At 35.3% G+C, this 14,741-nt stretch carries 17 protein-coding genes, 1 pseudogene and 1 riboswitch; of the genes and pseudogenes, 11 read left to right on the top strand and 7 right to left on the bottom strand.

What is annotated here, in order from left to right:
* Positions 1–42: 42 nt before the first annotated feature.
* Positions 43–873, bottom strand: a pseudogene (locus AC3G7N_RS07050) (ribonucleotide reductase barrel domain-containing protein); the annotation flags it as partial.
* A gap of 367 nt (positions 874–1,240) precedes the next feature.
* Here AC3G7N_RS07050 and AC3G7N_RS07045 point away from each other — a divergent pair.
* Positions 1,241–1,609 (top strand): rhodanese-like domain-containing protein, encoded by a 369-nt coding sequence (locus tag AC3G7N_RS07045; protein ID WP_489421489.1) that lies wholly within the window; start codon positions 1,241–1,243, stop codon positions 1,607–1,609.
* Positions 1,610–1,658: 49 nt separating this feature from the next.
* Here AC3G7N_RS07045 and gcvPB read toward each other — a convergent pair whose 3' ends face one another.
* The 3 genes from gcvPB to gcvT are packed head-to-tail and all read right to left on the bottom strand — an operon-like array spanning position 1,659 to position 5,579.
* A complete protein-coding gene (gene gcvPB, locus AC3G7N_RS07040; protein WP_489421437.1) occupies positions 1,659–3,116 on the bottom strand; it encodes an aminomethyl-transferring glycine dehydrogenase subunit GcvPB in 1,458 nt (485 codons plus the stop codon).
* On the bottom strand, positions 3,109–4,458 hold the full coding sequence (gene gcvPA / locus AC3G7N_RS07035; protein ID WP_489421436.1) for an aminomethyl-transferring glycine dehydrogenase subunit GcvPA: 1,350 nt from the start codon (positions 4,456–4,458) through the stop codon (positions 3,109–3,111). Before gcvPA ends, gcvPB begins: the two co-directional genes overlap by 8 nt.
* Before the next feature lie 11 nt (positions 4,459–4,469).
* Positions 4,470–5,579 (bottom strand): glycine cleavage system aminomethyltransferase GcvT, encoded by a 1,110-nt coding sequence (gene gcvT, locus AC3G7N_RS07030; RefSeq protein WP_489421435.1) that lies wholly within the window; start codon positions 5,577–5,579, stop codon positions 4,470–4,472.
* A gap of 300 nt (positions 5,580–5,879) precedes the next feature.
* Positions 5,880–5,981, bottom strand: a riboswitch (glycine riboswitch).
* Positions 5,982–6,141: 160 nt separating this feature from the next.
* Here gcvT and AC3G7N_RS07025 point away from each other — a divergent pair.
* Together AC3G7N_RS07025 and AC3G7N_RS07020 are read left to right on the top strand one after the other, a co-directional pair.
* Entirely contained in the window at positions 6,142–7,800 is a 1,659-nt protein-coding gene (locus tag AC3G7N_RS07025) for a DEAD/DEAH box helicase (RefSeq protein WP_489421434.1), read from the top strand.
* Positions 7,790–8,584, top strand: coding sequence for a YqhG family protein (locus AC3G7N_RS07020; protein WP_489421433.1), 795 nt, complete (start codon positions 7,790–7,792; stop codon positions 8,582–8,584). Before AC3G7N_RS07025 ends, AC3G7N_RS07020 begins: the two co-directional genes overlap by 11 nt.
* Before the next feature lie 112 nt (positions 8,585–8,696).
* Here AC3G7N_RS07020 and AC3G7N_RS07015 read toward each other — a convergent pair whose 3' ends face one another.
* Together AC3G7N_RS07015 and AC3G7N_RS07010 are read right to left on the bottom strand one after the other, a co-directional pair.
* Positions 8,697–8,876, bottom strand: coding sequence for a YqzE family protein (locus AC3G7N_RS07015; protein ID WP_489421432.1), 180 nt, complete (start codon positions 8,874–8,876; stop codon positions 8,697–8,699).
* Positions 8,877–9,140: 264 nt separating this feature from the next.
* Positions 9,141–9,641, bottom strand: a complete 501-nt coding sequence (locus AC3G7N_RS07010) for a shikimate kinase (RefSeq protein ID WP_489421431.1) — start codon at positions 9,639–9,641, stop codon at positions 9,141–9,143.
* A gap of 101 nt (positions 9,642–9,742) precedes the next feature.
* Between AC3G7N_RS07010 and comGA the strand changes: the two genes are divergently transcribed.
* The 8 genes from comGA to AC3G7N_RS06970 all read left to right on the top strand — a co-directional run bounded on the left by comGA (position 9,743) and on the right by AC3G7N_RS06970 (position 13,995).
* Complete coding sequence (gene comGA, locus AC3G7N_RS07005) at positions 9,743–10,753, top strand: competence type IV pilus ATPase ComGA (RefSeq protein ID WP_489421430.1); 1,011 nt, start codon at positions 9,743–9,745, stop codon at positions 10,751–10,753.
* Positions 10,716–11,771: a competence type IV pilus assembly protein ComGB gene (gene comGB, locus AC3G7N_RS07000; RefSeq protein WP_489421429.1), complete on the top strand. Its 1,056-nt coding sequence runs from the start codon at positions 10,716–10,718 to the stop codon at positions 11,769–11,771. Before comGA ends, comGB begins: the two co-directional genes overlap by 38 nt.
* 13 nt (positions 11,772–11,784) lie before the next feature.
* On the top strand, positions 11,785–12,099 hold the full coding sequence (gene comGC / locus AC3G7N_RS06995; RefSeq protein ID WP_489421428.1) for a competence type IV pilus major pilin ComGC: 315 nt from the start codon (positions 11,785–11,787) through the stop codon (positions 12,097–12,099).
* Positions 12,100–12,112: 13 nt separating this feature from the next.
* The gene (comGD, locus tag AC3G7N_RS06990; RefSeq protein ID WP_489421427.1) at positions 12,113–12,550 is read left to right on the top strand and encodes a competence type IV pilus minor pilin ComGD; all 438 of its coding nucleotides are present in this window, start codon (positions 12,113–12,115) and stop codon (positions 12,548–12,550) included.
* A complete protein-coding gene (locus tag AC3G7N_RS06985) occupies positions 12,537–12,872 on the top strand; it encodes a prepilin-type N-terminal cleavage/methylation domain-containing protein (RefSeq protein WP_489421426.1) in 336 nt (111 codons plus the stop codon). The genes comGD and AC3G7N_RS06985 overlap by 14 nt, the downstream gene beginning before the upstream one ends.
* Positions 12,862–13,272 carry a competence type IV pilus minor pilin ComGF gene (comGF, locus tag AC3G7N_RS06980; protein WP_489421425.1) on the top strand — a complete coding sequence of 137 codons (411 nt, stop codon included), beginning with the start codon at positions 12,862–12,864 and terminating at the stop codon, positions 13,270–13,272. The genes AC3G7N_RS06985 and comGF overlap by 11 nt, the downstream gene beginning before the upstream one ends.
* Positions 13,244–13,618, top strand: coding sequence for a hypothetical protein (locus AC3G7N_RS06975; RefSeq protein ID WP_489421424.1), 375 nt, complete (start codon positions 13,244–13,246; stop codon positions 13,616–13,618). Before comGF ends, AC3G7N_RS06975 begins: the two co-directional genes overlap by 29 nt.
* Before the next feature lie 134 nt (positions 13,619–13,752).
* Positions 13,753–13,995, top strand: coding sequence for a DUF2626 domain-containing protein (locus AC3G7N_RS06970; protein WP_089532091.1), 243 nt, complete (start codon positions 13,753–13,755; stop codon positions 13,993–13,995).
* A gap of 46 nt (positions 13,996–14,041) precedes the next feature.
* Here the strand turns inward: AC3G7N_RS06970 and AC3G7N_RS06965 are convergent, their stop codons facing one another.
* Entirely contained in the window at positions 14,042–14,665 is a 624-nt protein-coding gene (locus tag AC3G7N_RS06965; RefSeq protein ID WP_489421423.1) for an MBL fold metallo-hydrolase, read from the bottom strand.
* Positions 14,666–14,741: the final 76 nt, after the last annotated feature.

Here is a 14,741-nt window from a genome sequence, read left to right as displayed (position 1 = left end):
AATTCACGAGGTTTATTTAGAGACGAGGCACTGATACTATTTACCACGTCTTGATCCACCTTGCTCTACCAAATGTGTCAATTTAGCAATATCATCTAGCCAAGATACAGACCCTGATGATTTTCCATTAACACCTCTAGCCAGTGTATTTCGAGGGCGTAACGTCGATCCATTCGTTCCTACTCCCCCACCCCGCGACATAATTTCCATCACTTGTTTTCTGTGATCTGAAATACCTTCACGAGAATCCTTAATATACGGCATTACGTAACAATTAAAATAAGTAACATCCGTTTCAGCACCAGCACCATACAGTACCCGTCCAGCTGGAATAAAATTCAGATTTGTAAGTTCCTGATTAAATTTATCGGACCATTCCTGTTGTTTTTCCTCTGTTAGTTCAACGTTTGATAACCCTGATGCATTACGTTTTGCGATTTGCTCATAATACACCTCTAAAGGTTTATCAATTACATCTAGCGAACGCTTCACAACTCCTGTTGCCGCTTCTGTTTCATTATCCAATACAGACATAAATTCTTTATCTACTTGAATGTCAGCAAGCTTGTCCTGCCAATTAATGGATTGAACGAATCCAACTCCACGTGCTGGGAACTTCGGATCTGCTTTAACTGTTAGAACAACAAAATCGCCTTCTTTTAATGTCTTTTTCTCGGTGTCCTTAAAAGCATATCGATCTAGCATTACTAGCCGCGATACGCCTTTATGGGTTAATTTCATGTCCTTTGTTATTGAATGCACTTGTGGAAATGATTCAATATCTTTGTTTAACTGTGTAACATCAATCGTCTTGCTTTCTTCAACCGCAATCGACAATATTATCACTCCTTTTACCTTGAATATATATTTCATTTTCTAATTTATACTTTATCATATTTCATTCTATGATAACAATATATAGTATAAAAATATAAAAATAAATACCATATATTGTGATTGGAACGAACTGTAAGCAAAATGTCAATTGTAGAAAATCATCAAAAAAAGAGTAATTTGGCGAAAACGAAAGATATTCACTAGAGAGAATGCTAATTTAACTTTTTTTCAGTGTTGCATTTTTTTCAACCCTACTATTTATTGACACAAGCGCCTTTAATAAAATTCTAGTTAATAACTGACACAAAAATTTAATAGAAATACTTTGATAAATTATGCTATCGACAATATAATGGTATAAGTAGTAATAGAGAAAATTGGGGGATAAAACATGGACTTACAAATGATATTACTAATTGCATTAACAGTGGCTATTATTGTATATGCTGTATTGCGATTCCTAAACCAACGGAAATATTTAAAAACGTTGACTGAAGAGCAATTCCGGGAAGGATATCGAAAGGCGCAGTTAATAGATGTGAGAGAACCACAAGAATTTAAAAAAGGCCACATACTTGGAGCTCGTAACATACCCGTTACACAGATGAAGCAACGTCTGGTTGAGATTAGAAAAGATAAACCCGTTTACTTGTATTGTCAAAGTGGGTCAAGGTCTGCTAGAGCAGCGCAATTACTTCGTAAAAAAGGGTATCTGGATTTAAATCAGCTAAAAGGTGGATTTAAACGTTGGACTGGAAAAGTTAAATTTTAAATAAGTTTAGGAGGAGCTGAAACAATATGTTTCAGCTCCTCCTCTATTTTTACTTGCGGTATCTTAAAATTGGTTTTCTAGCTGCTGTTGTTTCATCCATACGTTTTACGATTGTAGTATGTGGAGCTTCTTGAACCTTTTCAGGATCGTTCTTAGCTTCCTCAGATATGGCAATCATCGTATCGATAAATCCATCTAATGTTTCCTTGGATTCCGTTTCAGTCGGTTCTACCATTAGTGCCTCTTCAACGTTCAATGGGAAGTAGATTGTTGGCGGATGGTAACCATAATCCAATAACCGCTTCGCCATATCCAAAGTACGAACGCCTAATTTCTTTTGTATCTTACCAGATAAAACAAATTCATGCTTACAATGTTGTGGGTATGGAAGGGCAAACTCTTTCTCCAATTTACGCATCATATAATTGGCATTTAATACAGCATACTCACTAACTTTCTTCAGCCCTTCCGCGCCCATTGTGCGGATATACGTGTACGCACGTAGGTTAATACCAAAGTTACCGTAATATGGTTTCACCCGACCAATAGAATTTGGACGATCATACTCAAATACATAACCGTCATTTCCTTTTACTAGAAGTGGTTTTGGTAAATAGGGTTCAAGCTCTTTCGACACGCCAACTGGACCTGACCCTGGACCGCCACCACCGTGAGGACCTGTAAATGTTTTATGCAAATTCAAGTGTACAACATCGAATCCCATGTCTCCTGGACGGGTATATCCCATAATCGCGTTTAAATTTGCACCATCATAATATAATTTACCACCGGCTTCGTGTACAATTTTTGCCATTTCTAATATTTCTGTTTCAAACAAACCTAGTGTATTTGGATTTGTAAGCATTAGAGCTGCAGTATCGTTTCCAACCACACGCCTTAAATCCTCTAAATCAACTAACCCTTTATCATTAGATTTTACTGTAACAGCTTCAAATCCAGCTACTGTAGCAGACGCCGGGTTTGTTCCATGTGCGGAATCTGGAACAATTACTTTTGTTCTTTCTGTGTCCCCATTCGCTTCATGGAATGCGCGGATCATCATTAATCCCGTCCATTCTCCTTGAGCACCAGCAGCAGGCTGCAGGGATACTTCATGCATTCCAGTAATTTCCCTTAATGATGTTTGTAAATCGTACAACATCTCTAATGCACCCTGCACTGATTTCGGGTCCTGATATGGATGAATGTGGCTAAACCCATCCATCCGTGCCACATCTTCATTAATTTTAGGATTGTATTTCATCGTACATGATCCAAGTGGATAAAAGCCTGAATCAACTCCATAATTCCGTCTAGATAAACCTGTATAATGGCGCATTATTTCAAGCTCACTAACTTCCGGTAGATCTGGTGCATTTTTACGTACGTATACATCATCTAATCCTTCGTTAATGTCTAATTCAGGGACATCTAAATCAGGTAAACTATAACTAGTTCGTCCTTCTTTACTACGTTCAAATATTATTGGAAAGTTTTCGTTACCCATTAATATCCCTCAGTTCTTTAACAAAAGCATCAATTTCAGCTTTTGAACGAATTTCTGTAACCGCTACTAACATGTGACCTTTTAATTCTGGATAGTTACGTTCAAGATCGTATCCACCAACAATTCCCTTTCCCAGCAGTTGCTCATTAATAGCAGTAATTGACCCATTTAATTTTACGACCATTTCATTAAAAAATGGACCTTCTGTTACAACGGTAATACCTGCCTGCTGTAATTGTTGCTTTGCGTAACGCGCTTTTTGCATATTAAGCTTTGCCATTTTTTTAATTCCGTGCTTACCAATCGAGCTCATTGCAACTGAACTTGCCAGTGCATTTAGTGCTTGGTTTGAGCAAATATTAGATGTTGCCTTATCTCTTCTGATATGTTGTTCCCTAGCTTGTAGTGTCAACACGAATCCACGCTGTCCATCTTCATCTTTCGTTTGACCGATCAAACGTCCAGGTACTTTACGCATTAATTTTTCAGTGGTAGCAAAATATCCACAATGTGGCCCACCAAATTGTGCTGGGATTCCAAATACCTGTGTATCGCCAACAACAATATCTGCACCAAATTCACCAGGAGGAGTCAAGTACCCTAAAGCTAGTGGATTACTGGACGAAATAAGCATTGTTTTCTTTTGTTGGCTAACCAGCTCATTGATTTGTTCCAATGGCTCAATTTGGCCAAAAAAGTTCGGATATTGAACAACAACACTTGCAGTATCTCCATCTAATTCACTTGCTAACTGATCCAAATCCGTTACGCCATTTTTATGATCTATTTCTATTATTTCCAGGTTTGGCCCTTTTGCATAAGATTCAATAACTGCCCTTGATTCCGGATGAACTGCTTTTGATACAAGAATTTTTTTCTTTTTTGTTGTTGCAGAACTTAAATTAACAGCCTCTGCAAGTGCTGTTCCGCCATCATACATGGATGAATTCGCTACTGCCATTCCTGTTAACTCACAAATCATCGTCTGGAATTCAAATATTGCTTGCAATTCCCCTTGAGAAATTTCAGGTTGATAAGGTGTATAAGCCGTATAAAATTCGGAACGAGATATAACATGATCCACAACCGATGGAATATAATGATCATAAACTCCAGCGCCAAGGAAAGAACTATATTCAACTAGATTAGCATTCTTGTTAGCCATAGCCGTCAAATCTTTTTTTAACTCGACTTCACTTGATGGCACCTTTAAATCAAGATCTTTATTAAAACGAACCTGTTTCGGTATATCAGAAAATAGCTCTTCGGTTGAATCAACACCAATTGTAGCTAGCATTTCTTTCTTATCCGATTCTGTCATCGGTAAATAACGAAATTCCATTACAATCCCTCCTATTTCTCACGCTGATAAAATGGTGTTTTTACCACTTTTGCTTTTAGTTTACGCTTTCGAACCTGCACAACTACTTCCGTTCCTTCTTCTGCATATTCACTTTTTATAAGCACTAATCCTACATTTTTATTTAATGTTGGTGATTGGGTACCAGATGTTACAAAACCAACTTTCACGTCCTCGTTCACAAAAACTTCATAGTCATGGCGTGGAATTCCTTTATCAATCATTTCAATGCCGACAAGCTTTCTTTCCGCCCCATTTTCCACTTGTTCTTTTAAGACGCTTTTCCCAATAAAGTCAGCTTCTTTTTTCACCTTAACAGCAAAACCTAGACCAGCTTCAATAGGTGTAATATCTTTTGATAGCTCTTGTCCGTATAAAGCCAATTTCGCTTCAAATCGTAATGTATCACGTGCGCCAAGTCCAATAGCTTCAAGACCCTCTTCTTTACCAGTTTCTAAAAGCAATTTCCATAAATTCACGCCACTTGCTGCATCGATGTATATTTCAAACCCATCTTCTCCCGTATATCCTGTTCTAGAAACAATTGCACCAGCATCAATGTTTGTAAAATAAACCGGATTTTCAAAACGGAAAAACTTGATATCACTTAGATTTGTTTTTGTGACAGATTGCAAGATCGCTTCTGCTTTTGGCCCTTGTAATGCAAGCTGTACATAATCTTTAGATACATTATCAATCGTTACATTTTCCCTATTTTGTTCTTTTAACCAAGCAAAATCTTTTTCCGTGTTGGCTGCATTTACAACTAATAAATAATTGTCTTCTTCTAACATATAAACAATTAAATCATCTACTGTTCCACCATTTTGGTAACACATAATGGTATATTGAGCCCGTTTCGGAGTTAGTTTTGATACATCATTTGTTAATACTCGCTGCAAAAAATCTAAACTATGTTCTCCCTGGACGATAATTTCTCCCATGTGTGACACATCAAATAAACCAGCCTTTGTACGTGTTACCTCATGTTCATGCTTAATTCCAGAAAACTGAACTGGTAAATCCCATCCACCAAAGTCAACTGTTTTTGCCCCAGATTCCTTATATTCAGGAAATATTGGCGTTTGTTTTAACTCACTCATTTGATTCACTCCCTTTTTTTTCCATAAAAAAATAGAGATTTCACTGATACCAGGAAATCTCTGTCCTTAAACCAGAAAGTTGCACATCTAACTGAATTTATTATTCAGTGAAAATGCTTGCTTCGTTGGTGGTTCACTTTAAGTACGTGTTCAAAAAGTTGCCAAGTTAGAAACAAGGTAGACTAAGTTCCTCTGTGTTCTTCCTACATGAGGACCGGAAAGACAAGTCAACGAAGAAATTCGAGGTTTATCATTTGGTGACTTTTTGAACATCCTATAAGTAAACGCTCTCCAGAGTTGCGTCCTACAAGAGTTCTTTTTGCCTGAGAGATTCACGTTTGCTTGCTCCTTCGGCGTTACTAATAGATAAACGCTATCAGTAAACTCTCCCCTTGTATTCATTCGCTTTATGAAAAAAGTATTAATTGGTTATACTATGTACCATTAGTCGCGAAAAATCTATTTATTTTTTTCATTATAGCATACAATTGCTTGGATTAAATACAAAACTTTTCATAAGTTTCAAATAAAAAATACAACTCTTGATAAAGGAAGATTATTCATGAATTCTATACATATAGAAAAAGATAATGCGTTTATAAATGACTTAAGTAACACATTTGAACAAAATGGTCCCTTTTCCACTTGGGAACTATTTCAAATGTCTTATCAGGCTGAACTAACAACAATGACACCAACATTCAACGAATTGCGTTCACTTAAGTATGTACCTCATGTGAAGTTTCTCCCCCACCAACTTGATTGCGCAAAACAGGTCATTGAACAAATGAACGGAAGGGCAATATTGGCTGATGAGGTCGGGTTAGGAAAAACGATAGAAGCTGGGTTAATTTTAAAAGAATATATGGTACGAGGCCTAATTCAAAAGGTACTCATTCTAGTTCCAGCATCATTAGTAAATCAATGGGTCCAGGAATTACAAGATAAATTTTATATCCCAGCTGTTTCTTTTCGAAAAAATTATGCTTGGGATCAATGTGACGTTATCGTATCTTCTATTGATACCGCAAAAAGAGATCAGCATCGTGATCAAATTTCCGAATTGAATTTTGACTTTATTCTTATAGATGAGGCACATAAATTAAAAAACCATAAAACACAAAACTATGAATTTGTCAGGTCTCTAAAGAAAAAGTATTGTCTTTTGTTGACCGCAACACCTGTGCAAAATAAACTGTCCGATATTTTTAATCTGGTTTCTATTTTGAAACCAGGTTACTTGGGAAATTATGAAGAGTTTTTAGAACGATACGGTACAGATCGAAAAAAAATTAAAGAAGATAAGTATTTAAAACAGCTAATCCAACAAGTAATGGTAAGAAATACCCGAACAAACACAGAGTTAAATACGGTCAAACGTCATATCGATACCATTTGGATTCCTTTTTCAGATGAAGAGCGCGTGGCATATGATGAATTAAATAATTTATCCGCACAATTACCAGGATTCACGAAAATAACATTACAAAGAGAATTGTGCTCCTCGAGAGAAGCTTGTTATTTATCAATGAAAAAAATGCAAGAAAAATCGCCTGAAATAACAGCATTTGAACCGATTCTTTCTAAAATCGAACAATTACCAAATCATAGCAAGGCACAAAAATTAGTTGAGCTTGTAAAAAAAATTGGGGACGAAAAAATTATTATTTTTACGGAATATCGTTCTACTCAATTATTTTTGCAATGGACACTACAACAACATGGTATAACATCTGTTCCATTTAGAGGTGGCTTTAAACGAGGGAAAAAAGACTGGATGAAACAATTATTTCAAAACCATGCCCAAGTATTAATTGCAACTGAAGCTGGTGGGGAAGGAATTAACCTTCAATTTTGTCACAACTTAATTAATTATGACCTGCCTTGGAATCCAATGCGCTTAGAACAACGTATCGGACGAATTCATCGATATGGTCAGGAAAGTGATGTATTTATTTACAATTTAGCAATAAAAGAAACCGTAGAAGAACATATTATGAGTTTGTTATATGAAAAAATTAACTTATTCGAACGTGTCATTGGAAATTTAGACGCTATTCTTGCTGAATTAAACATCAAGGACATGGAAAAGGAAATACAAACAATCTTTGCTGAATCATCCTCTGAGGGTGAAACCAGAATCAAACTAAATAATCTTTCTTCCATTATAGAAAGTACATCAGACCACACAGAAAGCGAGGAACAGCAATATGGCAATTGAGAACTTAAACACGTTCTTACATGACTATTTCACCGCACATCATTGTCATATACAAAAAAACCAAGATGGTGTATTAGAAGTTAAGCTAACAGAAGAAATTGATAAAGCATTGATGAATAGACCTTTTTATTGGCATTATATAAAAAATATGGGAAGAGAAGGAGAAACAACGACCCTTACCCTAATTACAAATCCCGATAAGCGTGATGGAAAAGGAGACTGGATTCATTTTGGAAGTCCACGTTTACAACAAATTCTAAAAAACCTTGTAGATCATGAACGCTATACAAGGCTTTTTCAGTCTGATCAATCAACAACCAAAAAGACTGCATTATACCCGTGGCTGGTTGTTAATATTAAAATTAGCTATCAAGGGAAACAAAATAAGGACGAAATTGTATCGCTTGGTCTACATTTAATCAAGGGATTGATGTATAAAGACATGATGCACTTGTTACAAAACATAACGCTTAAACCTGCTATTGACGACTATTGCTATACCATTGCACCAATCATTAAAATGGAAAGTGGTTTTCATCGAATAGAAAATGTGCTGGATGATTATATTAACAATCAGACACACCAATGGGCAGATGAATCATTACAAACCCTTGAAGATGAAACAGCTTTAATTGAGCACTTCTATACAAATAGTGCAGACGATGAGGCAAATAATGAGCACATGCAAAGAGAGATTGATGATATGAAGGAACGCTATACACCAAAAGTTAACTATAAGGTAATAAATGGAGGTATTTTCTATTTAACCGAGGATTTCCATTAGAACAGGAAAGCTTTGGCTTACCTACAAGAACTAAGCCGAGTGCCTAGATTTATTACTTTACCTTCTCAAAGTACAAAAAAAGAATTAGTAGGCTGTCTATAAAAACAGCTTACTAATTCGCTTTCTTCCAAAACATTTTCATTGCAAAAGGTACCATCCCTAACCACCGATTTGATAAAGCATGCTGGGATGTTTGATGCTTTTTCCGCCGCTCTTTTTTCTCATCAGTTGATAAATCTAAATAGGTAATGATTCGACCTGTAAGATACTTAATATAATCATTTCCACTCATTACAATCACCTCTTAGTATATGTTCAAAAAGTCGGCAAATTAGAAACAAGAAGTTCAAGGCGCGAAGATTTTGAGAGCCGGACTTGTGCACGATGTGCTCACTTCTACATTGTCCACAGGACGTGGACGGTATTAGTAGAAGTTCCTCTATGCTTTTAATACGTGAGGACCAGAAAAACTCAGTAACAAAGAAATTCGCCATTTATCATTTGGTGACTTTTTGAACAACCTCTCTTACATATAGTATGGCGTATTTTATGAGTTTTATTCCTTTACTAGGTAACTTACAACCTCAGCAGCAACATCATGATATGATTTATCATCTGTTATCACAGTCACATTTGCACATATTCGATACAAGTCTACACGTTTTTCAAATAGTTCTTTCTTTTTCTGCTTGTTTTGAGTCCATAATGGTCGCGATAGATCCATTTTTAAGCGCTCATCTATTTCAGAGAAAGAAGTTTCTAAATACACGATAATACCAGTATTCTTCATTTGTTCTACATTCATTTGATTCTCTACAATACCGCCTCCCGTTGAAACAACACAATTTTCAGCAGGTGCTTCACGTAATACTTCTGTCTCGTATATACGAAATTTACTTTCTCCTTCCCGTGAAAAAATATCAACGATTGTTTTATGATGTTTTTCTTCAACTACAGTATCAGTATCTACATAATTGTAATTCAAAAGGATACTTAAACTCTTTCCTACAGAGCTTTTGCCACTTCCCATAAAGCCAATTAAATATATATTTTTCATTTTTATCATTCCTTTAAAATTTTTTAAAAAAAAAGAAGGAGTTTGCCAAATGTTGTCGAATAGTATACTTTGTTGCAAAAAAATAAGGAGGTGATACGTCATTGAACTCCGCAGCTAACCTCTCTGAAAAACTGCTACTATCTTCTTTTCAAGCACTTGCATCAGACATTCATTTCTATCCATATCCAAATCATACCGATATTTACTTCCGAATTCATGGTAAACGAGTTTTCCATCGAACAATACATGTAACGCACTATCAGTTATTACTCACTTACTATAAGTTTACATCTGGAATGGATATTGGTGAAATACGCAAACCGCAAAATGGAATTATTACGTATAGTGTTCAATCGCAGCATTATGCACTTCGGTTATCCACTCTTCCAGTTAACCATATGGAAAGCCTCGCAATTAGAATTTTACCACAAGATGAAATTCTAACCTTAGAACAACTTTTCCTTTTTCCTTACCAACTTAAAATGTTAAGAGAATGGATTAAAAACCGTTCAGGAATCATTCTACTCACAGGTCCAACCGGAAGTGGAAAAACCACCACATTATACGCACTACTCCAAACAATCCTTGCAGGAGAGTCTTATCAAACCATCACATTAGAAGATCCAGTAGAGAAAGAAATTTCGAATATTTTACAAGTGCAGGTAAACGAAAAAGCTGGCATTACTTATCAGGCTGGATTAAAGGCTGCCTTAAGACATGATCCAGACATTATAATGGTTGGAGAAATTCGGGACAAGGAAACTGCCAAATTTGCGTTTGATGCATCACTTACTGGCCATTTAGTATTGAGCACCCTGCACGCAAAAAATGCGGAAGGAACCATCCACCGATTACTTGAAATGGGATTGAAAGTAACTGATTTACAACAATCCCTTATTGCAGTTGCGGCTTTACAGTTATTGCCTATTCAAGTGAATCAATCCATTTCCAGGCGGGCAGCAATTCTGGAATTATTAGACAGCAACATACTCGATCGGGTTATACAAGGACAAAACGTGAACAAAATATCCACGTTCCAATCCTTTGAAAATTTAAGGAGGAAGGCATATATGTATGGATTTATCTCAGAAGATTTTTTTAATTCCATCTAAACATATCAAGCTAAAGAAAGAAACCCAATTGTTATACCTGTCCCGCCTTTTACGGTTATTAAAAAATGGCTATAGTTTACTTGAAGCTTTAGATGTTATGAAATGGGACAAGCAAATGATTGAGCCCACAACCATCATTGTTCAAGCACTTAAAAATGGAAAAACACTAGACGAAGCATTTGCACAGGCATCCTTTAATCAAACAATTACTACCTATCTATATTTTGTTCGAGTGAATGGTGATATCCAAGCAAGTATAGAAAAGTGTATGGAAATGTTCCAGCAAAGAATTCAATTCACTGCTAAATTCCAACAAACCATTCGGTATCCTCTGGTTCTTCTTATTATTTTTTCTGTACTGCTTTATTTCATTAAAAGTTCTATTCTACCTTCATTTTCCAACCTGTTTTCCACTCATAATGAAACATCTTCTACCATATCAGTATCACTTTTGGTAATTGATATGTTTGGAACACTCATTTGGATAAGCGTTCTCAGCCTATTTATTTCACTTTTAGTATGGAAGTTTATCCGACACAAAATTAGCATTGAAAACCAGATTAAGATATATCAACACTTACCAATTTATCGAAATTATAAAAGGATACAAACCTCTTTCTTGTTCGCGACACATTTTAGTTCCTTATTAAAAACCGGTATATCGATTAAAGACATTTTAGCCATCATGTCTAATCAAAAACAGCTCCCTATTCTTTCCTATTATTCCAATTTAATGACAAACGAGCTAAACCGAGGTCACCACATAAGCTATTTACTATCCCAAACCTCTTTATTAGAAAAACAAATCGCACATATTTTTCAAAAAAATGCTGATACTCATGCACTAGAAAAAGACTTAAAGGTTTACGCTGGGATTATAACAGAGGAGCTTAATCACAAAGTCACGAAAGCCATTACCTATATACAACCAGTATTTTTTGTTTTATTAGCTGGTTTTATTGTATTAATTTATACCACATTAATGTGGCCAATGTTTCAGCTTATCCAAACAATTTAATGGAGGTTTTATCATGTTTAAAAATCAAAAAGGTTTTACACTGATTGAAATGTTAATTGTGCTTATGATCATATCCGTTTTGATTATATTAATTGTACCTAACTTAAGCGACAAAAGTAAGGATGTTTATGCAAAAGGCTGTGGAGCATTAGTAGCGGTTGTTCAAACACAGGTAGAAGCGTTTTACCTGGACAAAGGATCCTATCCTGATTCATTGGAAACTTTACAAGCAGACAACTATATAACAACTGAACAAAAGACATGTAAAAGCGGTAAAGCATTAACCTATAGTCCAACTGATGGAACTGTAACAGAACCATTAAATTAGAGTGATGTATATCATGCGAAATAAAAGCGGTTTTACACTAATCGAGGTGATCTTTGTTATGGGTGTTCTCTCACTGTTACTTTTACTTAGTGCGCCCATAAAGGTTTCCATTTTAGAGAACCAAAAGGAACAACAATTTTTAACCACATTTGAACACGATATTTTGTATATGCAAAGTATTTCATACCTGTCAACAGACTATATAGGGATGAGAATTAACACAGACAACTATATTATTACGAATGGGCATGGAGATGAGATTTTAATTCGTCGTAGTATACCCGCCAAATGGAAGTTTGATCTGCGCACATACCAAGAAGATGGGGTAATTTCCTTTAACGGTAATGGAACAATTAGACAACCTGGTAATTTACATTTAACAACAAACAAATCATCTTATAAAATCGTTTTCCCATTAGGTAAAGGCAGGTGTTATATTGAAAAACTCTAATGGATTTTCATTAATTGAAGTATTAGTTGCCTTTGGGATTGTTACCATGTTGATTATTACTGTCCTTCCGATTTCCATACAACTTAAAAAAGAGCAACAAAAGCTATCTGATCGAATAGCGATTGTTACCACCCTTTATGACGAATTACAACAAACGATGTGGAATAATACTGATTTACCAAAAGACTATATAAAACAATTTAAAAATAGGCAACTTAATTTTCATTTCACAATTATAAATGATTTAATGCAAGGATGTGTAGAATGGACTAATGTTAAAAGTGAGAAAGAAAAATCCTGCCTGTTCGGGTATGTTAGTTAACCAGAAAGGATTCACCTTATTATCAATGTTACTGGCTATAGCCATTCTTTTCATTACTGTTCCATTTCTTGAATATATAACAAAGTCACTAACTTATAACACGAATTATACAGATTTATCCTTTTATCAACTTTTCCATTTCATGCGTGATGATTTAATCCGTTCAACAGATTATACAATCAGTAATCAGGCCATATCACTAAACACATCTAATGGTACAACGGTAACCTACGAAAAATATCAGGATATCATTAGACGTCAAGTAGATGGTACTGGGCATGAAGTCGTTATTAGAGATATCAAAAGCCTTTCTTTTGAAGAAATATCCTATGGTATAAAAACTAGCATTACTACATTGGATGGGATAGTTTATGAGAAAAAGTACACCTTTTATAAATAATGAAAAAGGATTTATTCTTCCCTTAGTACTATTAATAGCGGCACTTCTGTTTCTATTTGTCAGCACAAATGTTTCTATTTATCACAACGAATTAAACATCACAAAGAATGAAATTACACAATTGAAAATAGATACACTGTTTCAAGCGGGGCGCTCAAAATTTAAAAATGAAATTTCTTCACTTAATCAAACAAATGGAACCGTCCAATACTCATTTCCTGATGGTAATGTAAAAATTTCTTATACACGTAATGAAGATGTTTATGAACTAGCATTTTACATCTATACTTCTGATAAGAAGGTTTTTGCTGTTGCTAACCATATGTCAATTGACAATGCAAACTAAAATGAATAATGACACTAATTCAGGTCAAACTATTAATGAACAGAGTATAACTTTTATTTTTATAAGATTTATTTACAATATCTAAATTGTCGTTTATAATAACTATGATAAGGTTATCTAAAGGAGGGGAAGGCATGGATCGGATGTTTCGTGTGCTTGCCTTTTGGACAGGGATTTTTACAGTAATGTTTGTTATTGGAGATATGAATAACACCGCATTATTATTCCTAGTGCAAACGGTATTTTTCCTTACAGTAAGTTACTTAAAATTATCTGAGCGCATGTATATGTACTTATTCGGAGCTTATTGTACTGTATTTATGGTTGGTTTTACATGGTATTCAAATTTCATATTAGTACCTGGATTTGGGCACTAAGAAAAAAACCCTGCTTACATATTTTTGATGCAGGGTTTTTTAATCGTTAGCCAGTTATAAATGGATTATGCAGTTTTTCCCTACCTATCGTTGTTTCGGATCCATGTCCTGGGTAAACAATCAGGCCATTGTCTAATGTATACAATTTCGTCCGAATACTTTCCTTTAATTGTTCCATATTCCCTCCCGGCAAATCCGTGCGGCCAACTCCTTGATTGAACAGTACATCGCCACCGATAATGATTCCAGACTCTTTAAAGATCAGACAAACACTACCTGGAGAATGTCCGGGCGCATGTAAAACATCGAACGTAAATGACTCAATTTGCATGCCACCTTCCACCAAATCGTGTTCGGCACTTTTAATCGAAATTGGTTCCGGTGTAAATAAAATAGAACCATTTAATTTTGAATCGCTTAACCAATCCTTTTCATTTCTGTGTAAATAAACATCAATATTATATGTATTTCTCACTTGATCGACTGCACCTATATGATCAAAATGTGCATGCGTTAACAAAATTGCTTTAGGTGTACAGGATTTTTCCTTGAAAAAGTCAATTATTAAATCTGCGTCACCACCTGGATCAATTACTAGCGCATCTCTATCATTGTAAATAAGATAACAATTGGTACCGAGTGGACCAAGTGACATTTTTTTAATTTTCATTTAAACTACCCTTTCCCTCTTTGTTTTGTAATGTTCCTAAAATAAGCCCGATAATCCTCGACAAATACATTAATTT

The organism is Virgibacillus carmonensis (genome assembly GCF_057836705.1).
The sequence above is the reverse complement of the archived record's forward strand: the minus strand, read 5'-3'. Positions and strand labels throughout refer to the sequence as shown.

Coding starts and splice junctions, on each gene's coding strand:
- comGC (WP_489421428.1), top strand. CDS start 11,785: ATGTTTAAAAATCAAAAAGGTTTTACACTGATTGAAATGTTAATTGTG.
- AC3G7N_RS07010 (WP_489421431.1), bottom strand. CDS start 9,641: ATGAAAAATATATATTTAATTGGCTTTATGGGAAGTGGCAAAAGCTCT.
- gcvT (WP_489421435.1), bottom strand. CDS start 5,579: ATGAGTGAGTTAAAACAAACGCCAATATTTCCTGAATATAAGGAATCT.
- AC3G7N_RS07025 (WP_489421434.1), top strand. CDS start 6,142: ATGAATTCTATACATATAGAAAAAGATAATGCGTTTATAAATGACTTA.
- AC3G7N_RS07015 (WP_489421432.1), bottom strand. CDS start 8,876: ATGAGTGGAAATGATTATATTAAGTATCTTACAGGTCGAATCATTACC.
- AC3G7N_RS07020 (WP_489421433.1), top strand. CDS start 7,790: ATGGCAATTGAGAACTTAAACACGTTCTTACATGACTATTTCACCGCA.
- gcvPB (WP_489421437.1), bottom strand. CDS start 3,116: ATGGGTAACGAAAACTTTCCAATAATATTTGAACGTAGTAAAGAAGGA.
- comGB (WP_489421429.1), top strand. CDS start 10,716: ATGGATTTATCTCAGAAGATTTTTTTAATTCCATCTAAACATATCAAG.
- AC3G7N_RS06965 (WP_489421423.1), bottom strand. CDS start 14,665: ATGAAAATTAAAAAAATGTCACTTGGTCCACTCGGTACCAATTGTTAT.
- gcvPA (WP_489421436.1), bottom strand. CDS start 4,458: ATGGAATTTCGTTATTTACCGATGACAGAATCGGATAAGAAAGAAATG.
- AC3G7N_RS06975 (WP_489421424.1), top strand. CDS start 13,244: ATGAGAAAAAGTACACCTTTTATAAATAATGAAAAAGGATTTATTCTT.
- comGF (WP_489421425.1), top strand. CDS start 12,862: ATGTTAGTTAACCAGAAAGGATTCACCTTATTATCAATGTTACTGGCT.
- AC3G7N_RS06970 (WP_089532091.1), top strand. CDS start 13,753: ATGGATCGGATGTTTCGTGTGCTTGCCTTTTGGACAGGGATTTTTACA.
- AC3G7N_RS07045 (WP_489421489.1), top strand. CDS start 1,241: ATGATATTACTAATTGCATTAACAGTGGCTATTATTGTATATGCTGTA.
- comGD (WP_489421427.1), top strand. CDS start 12,113: ATGCGAAATAAAAGCGGTTTTACACTAATCGAGGTGATCTTTGTTATG.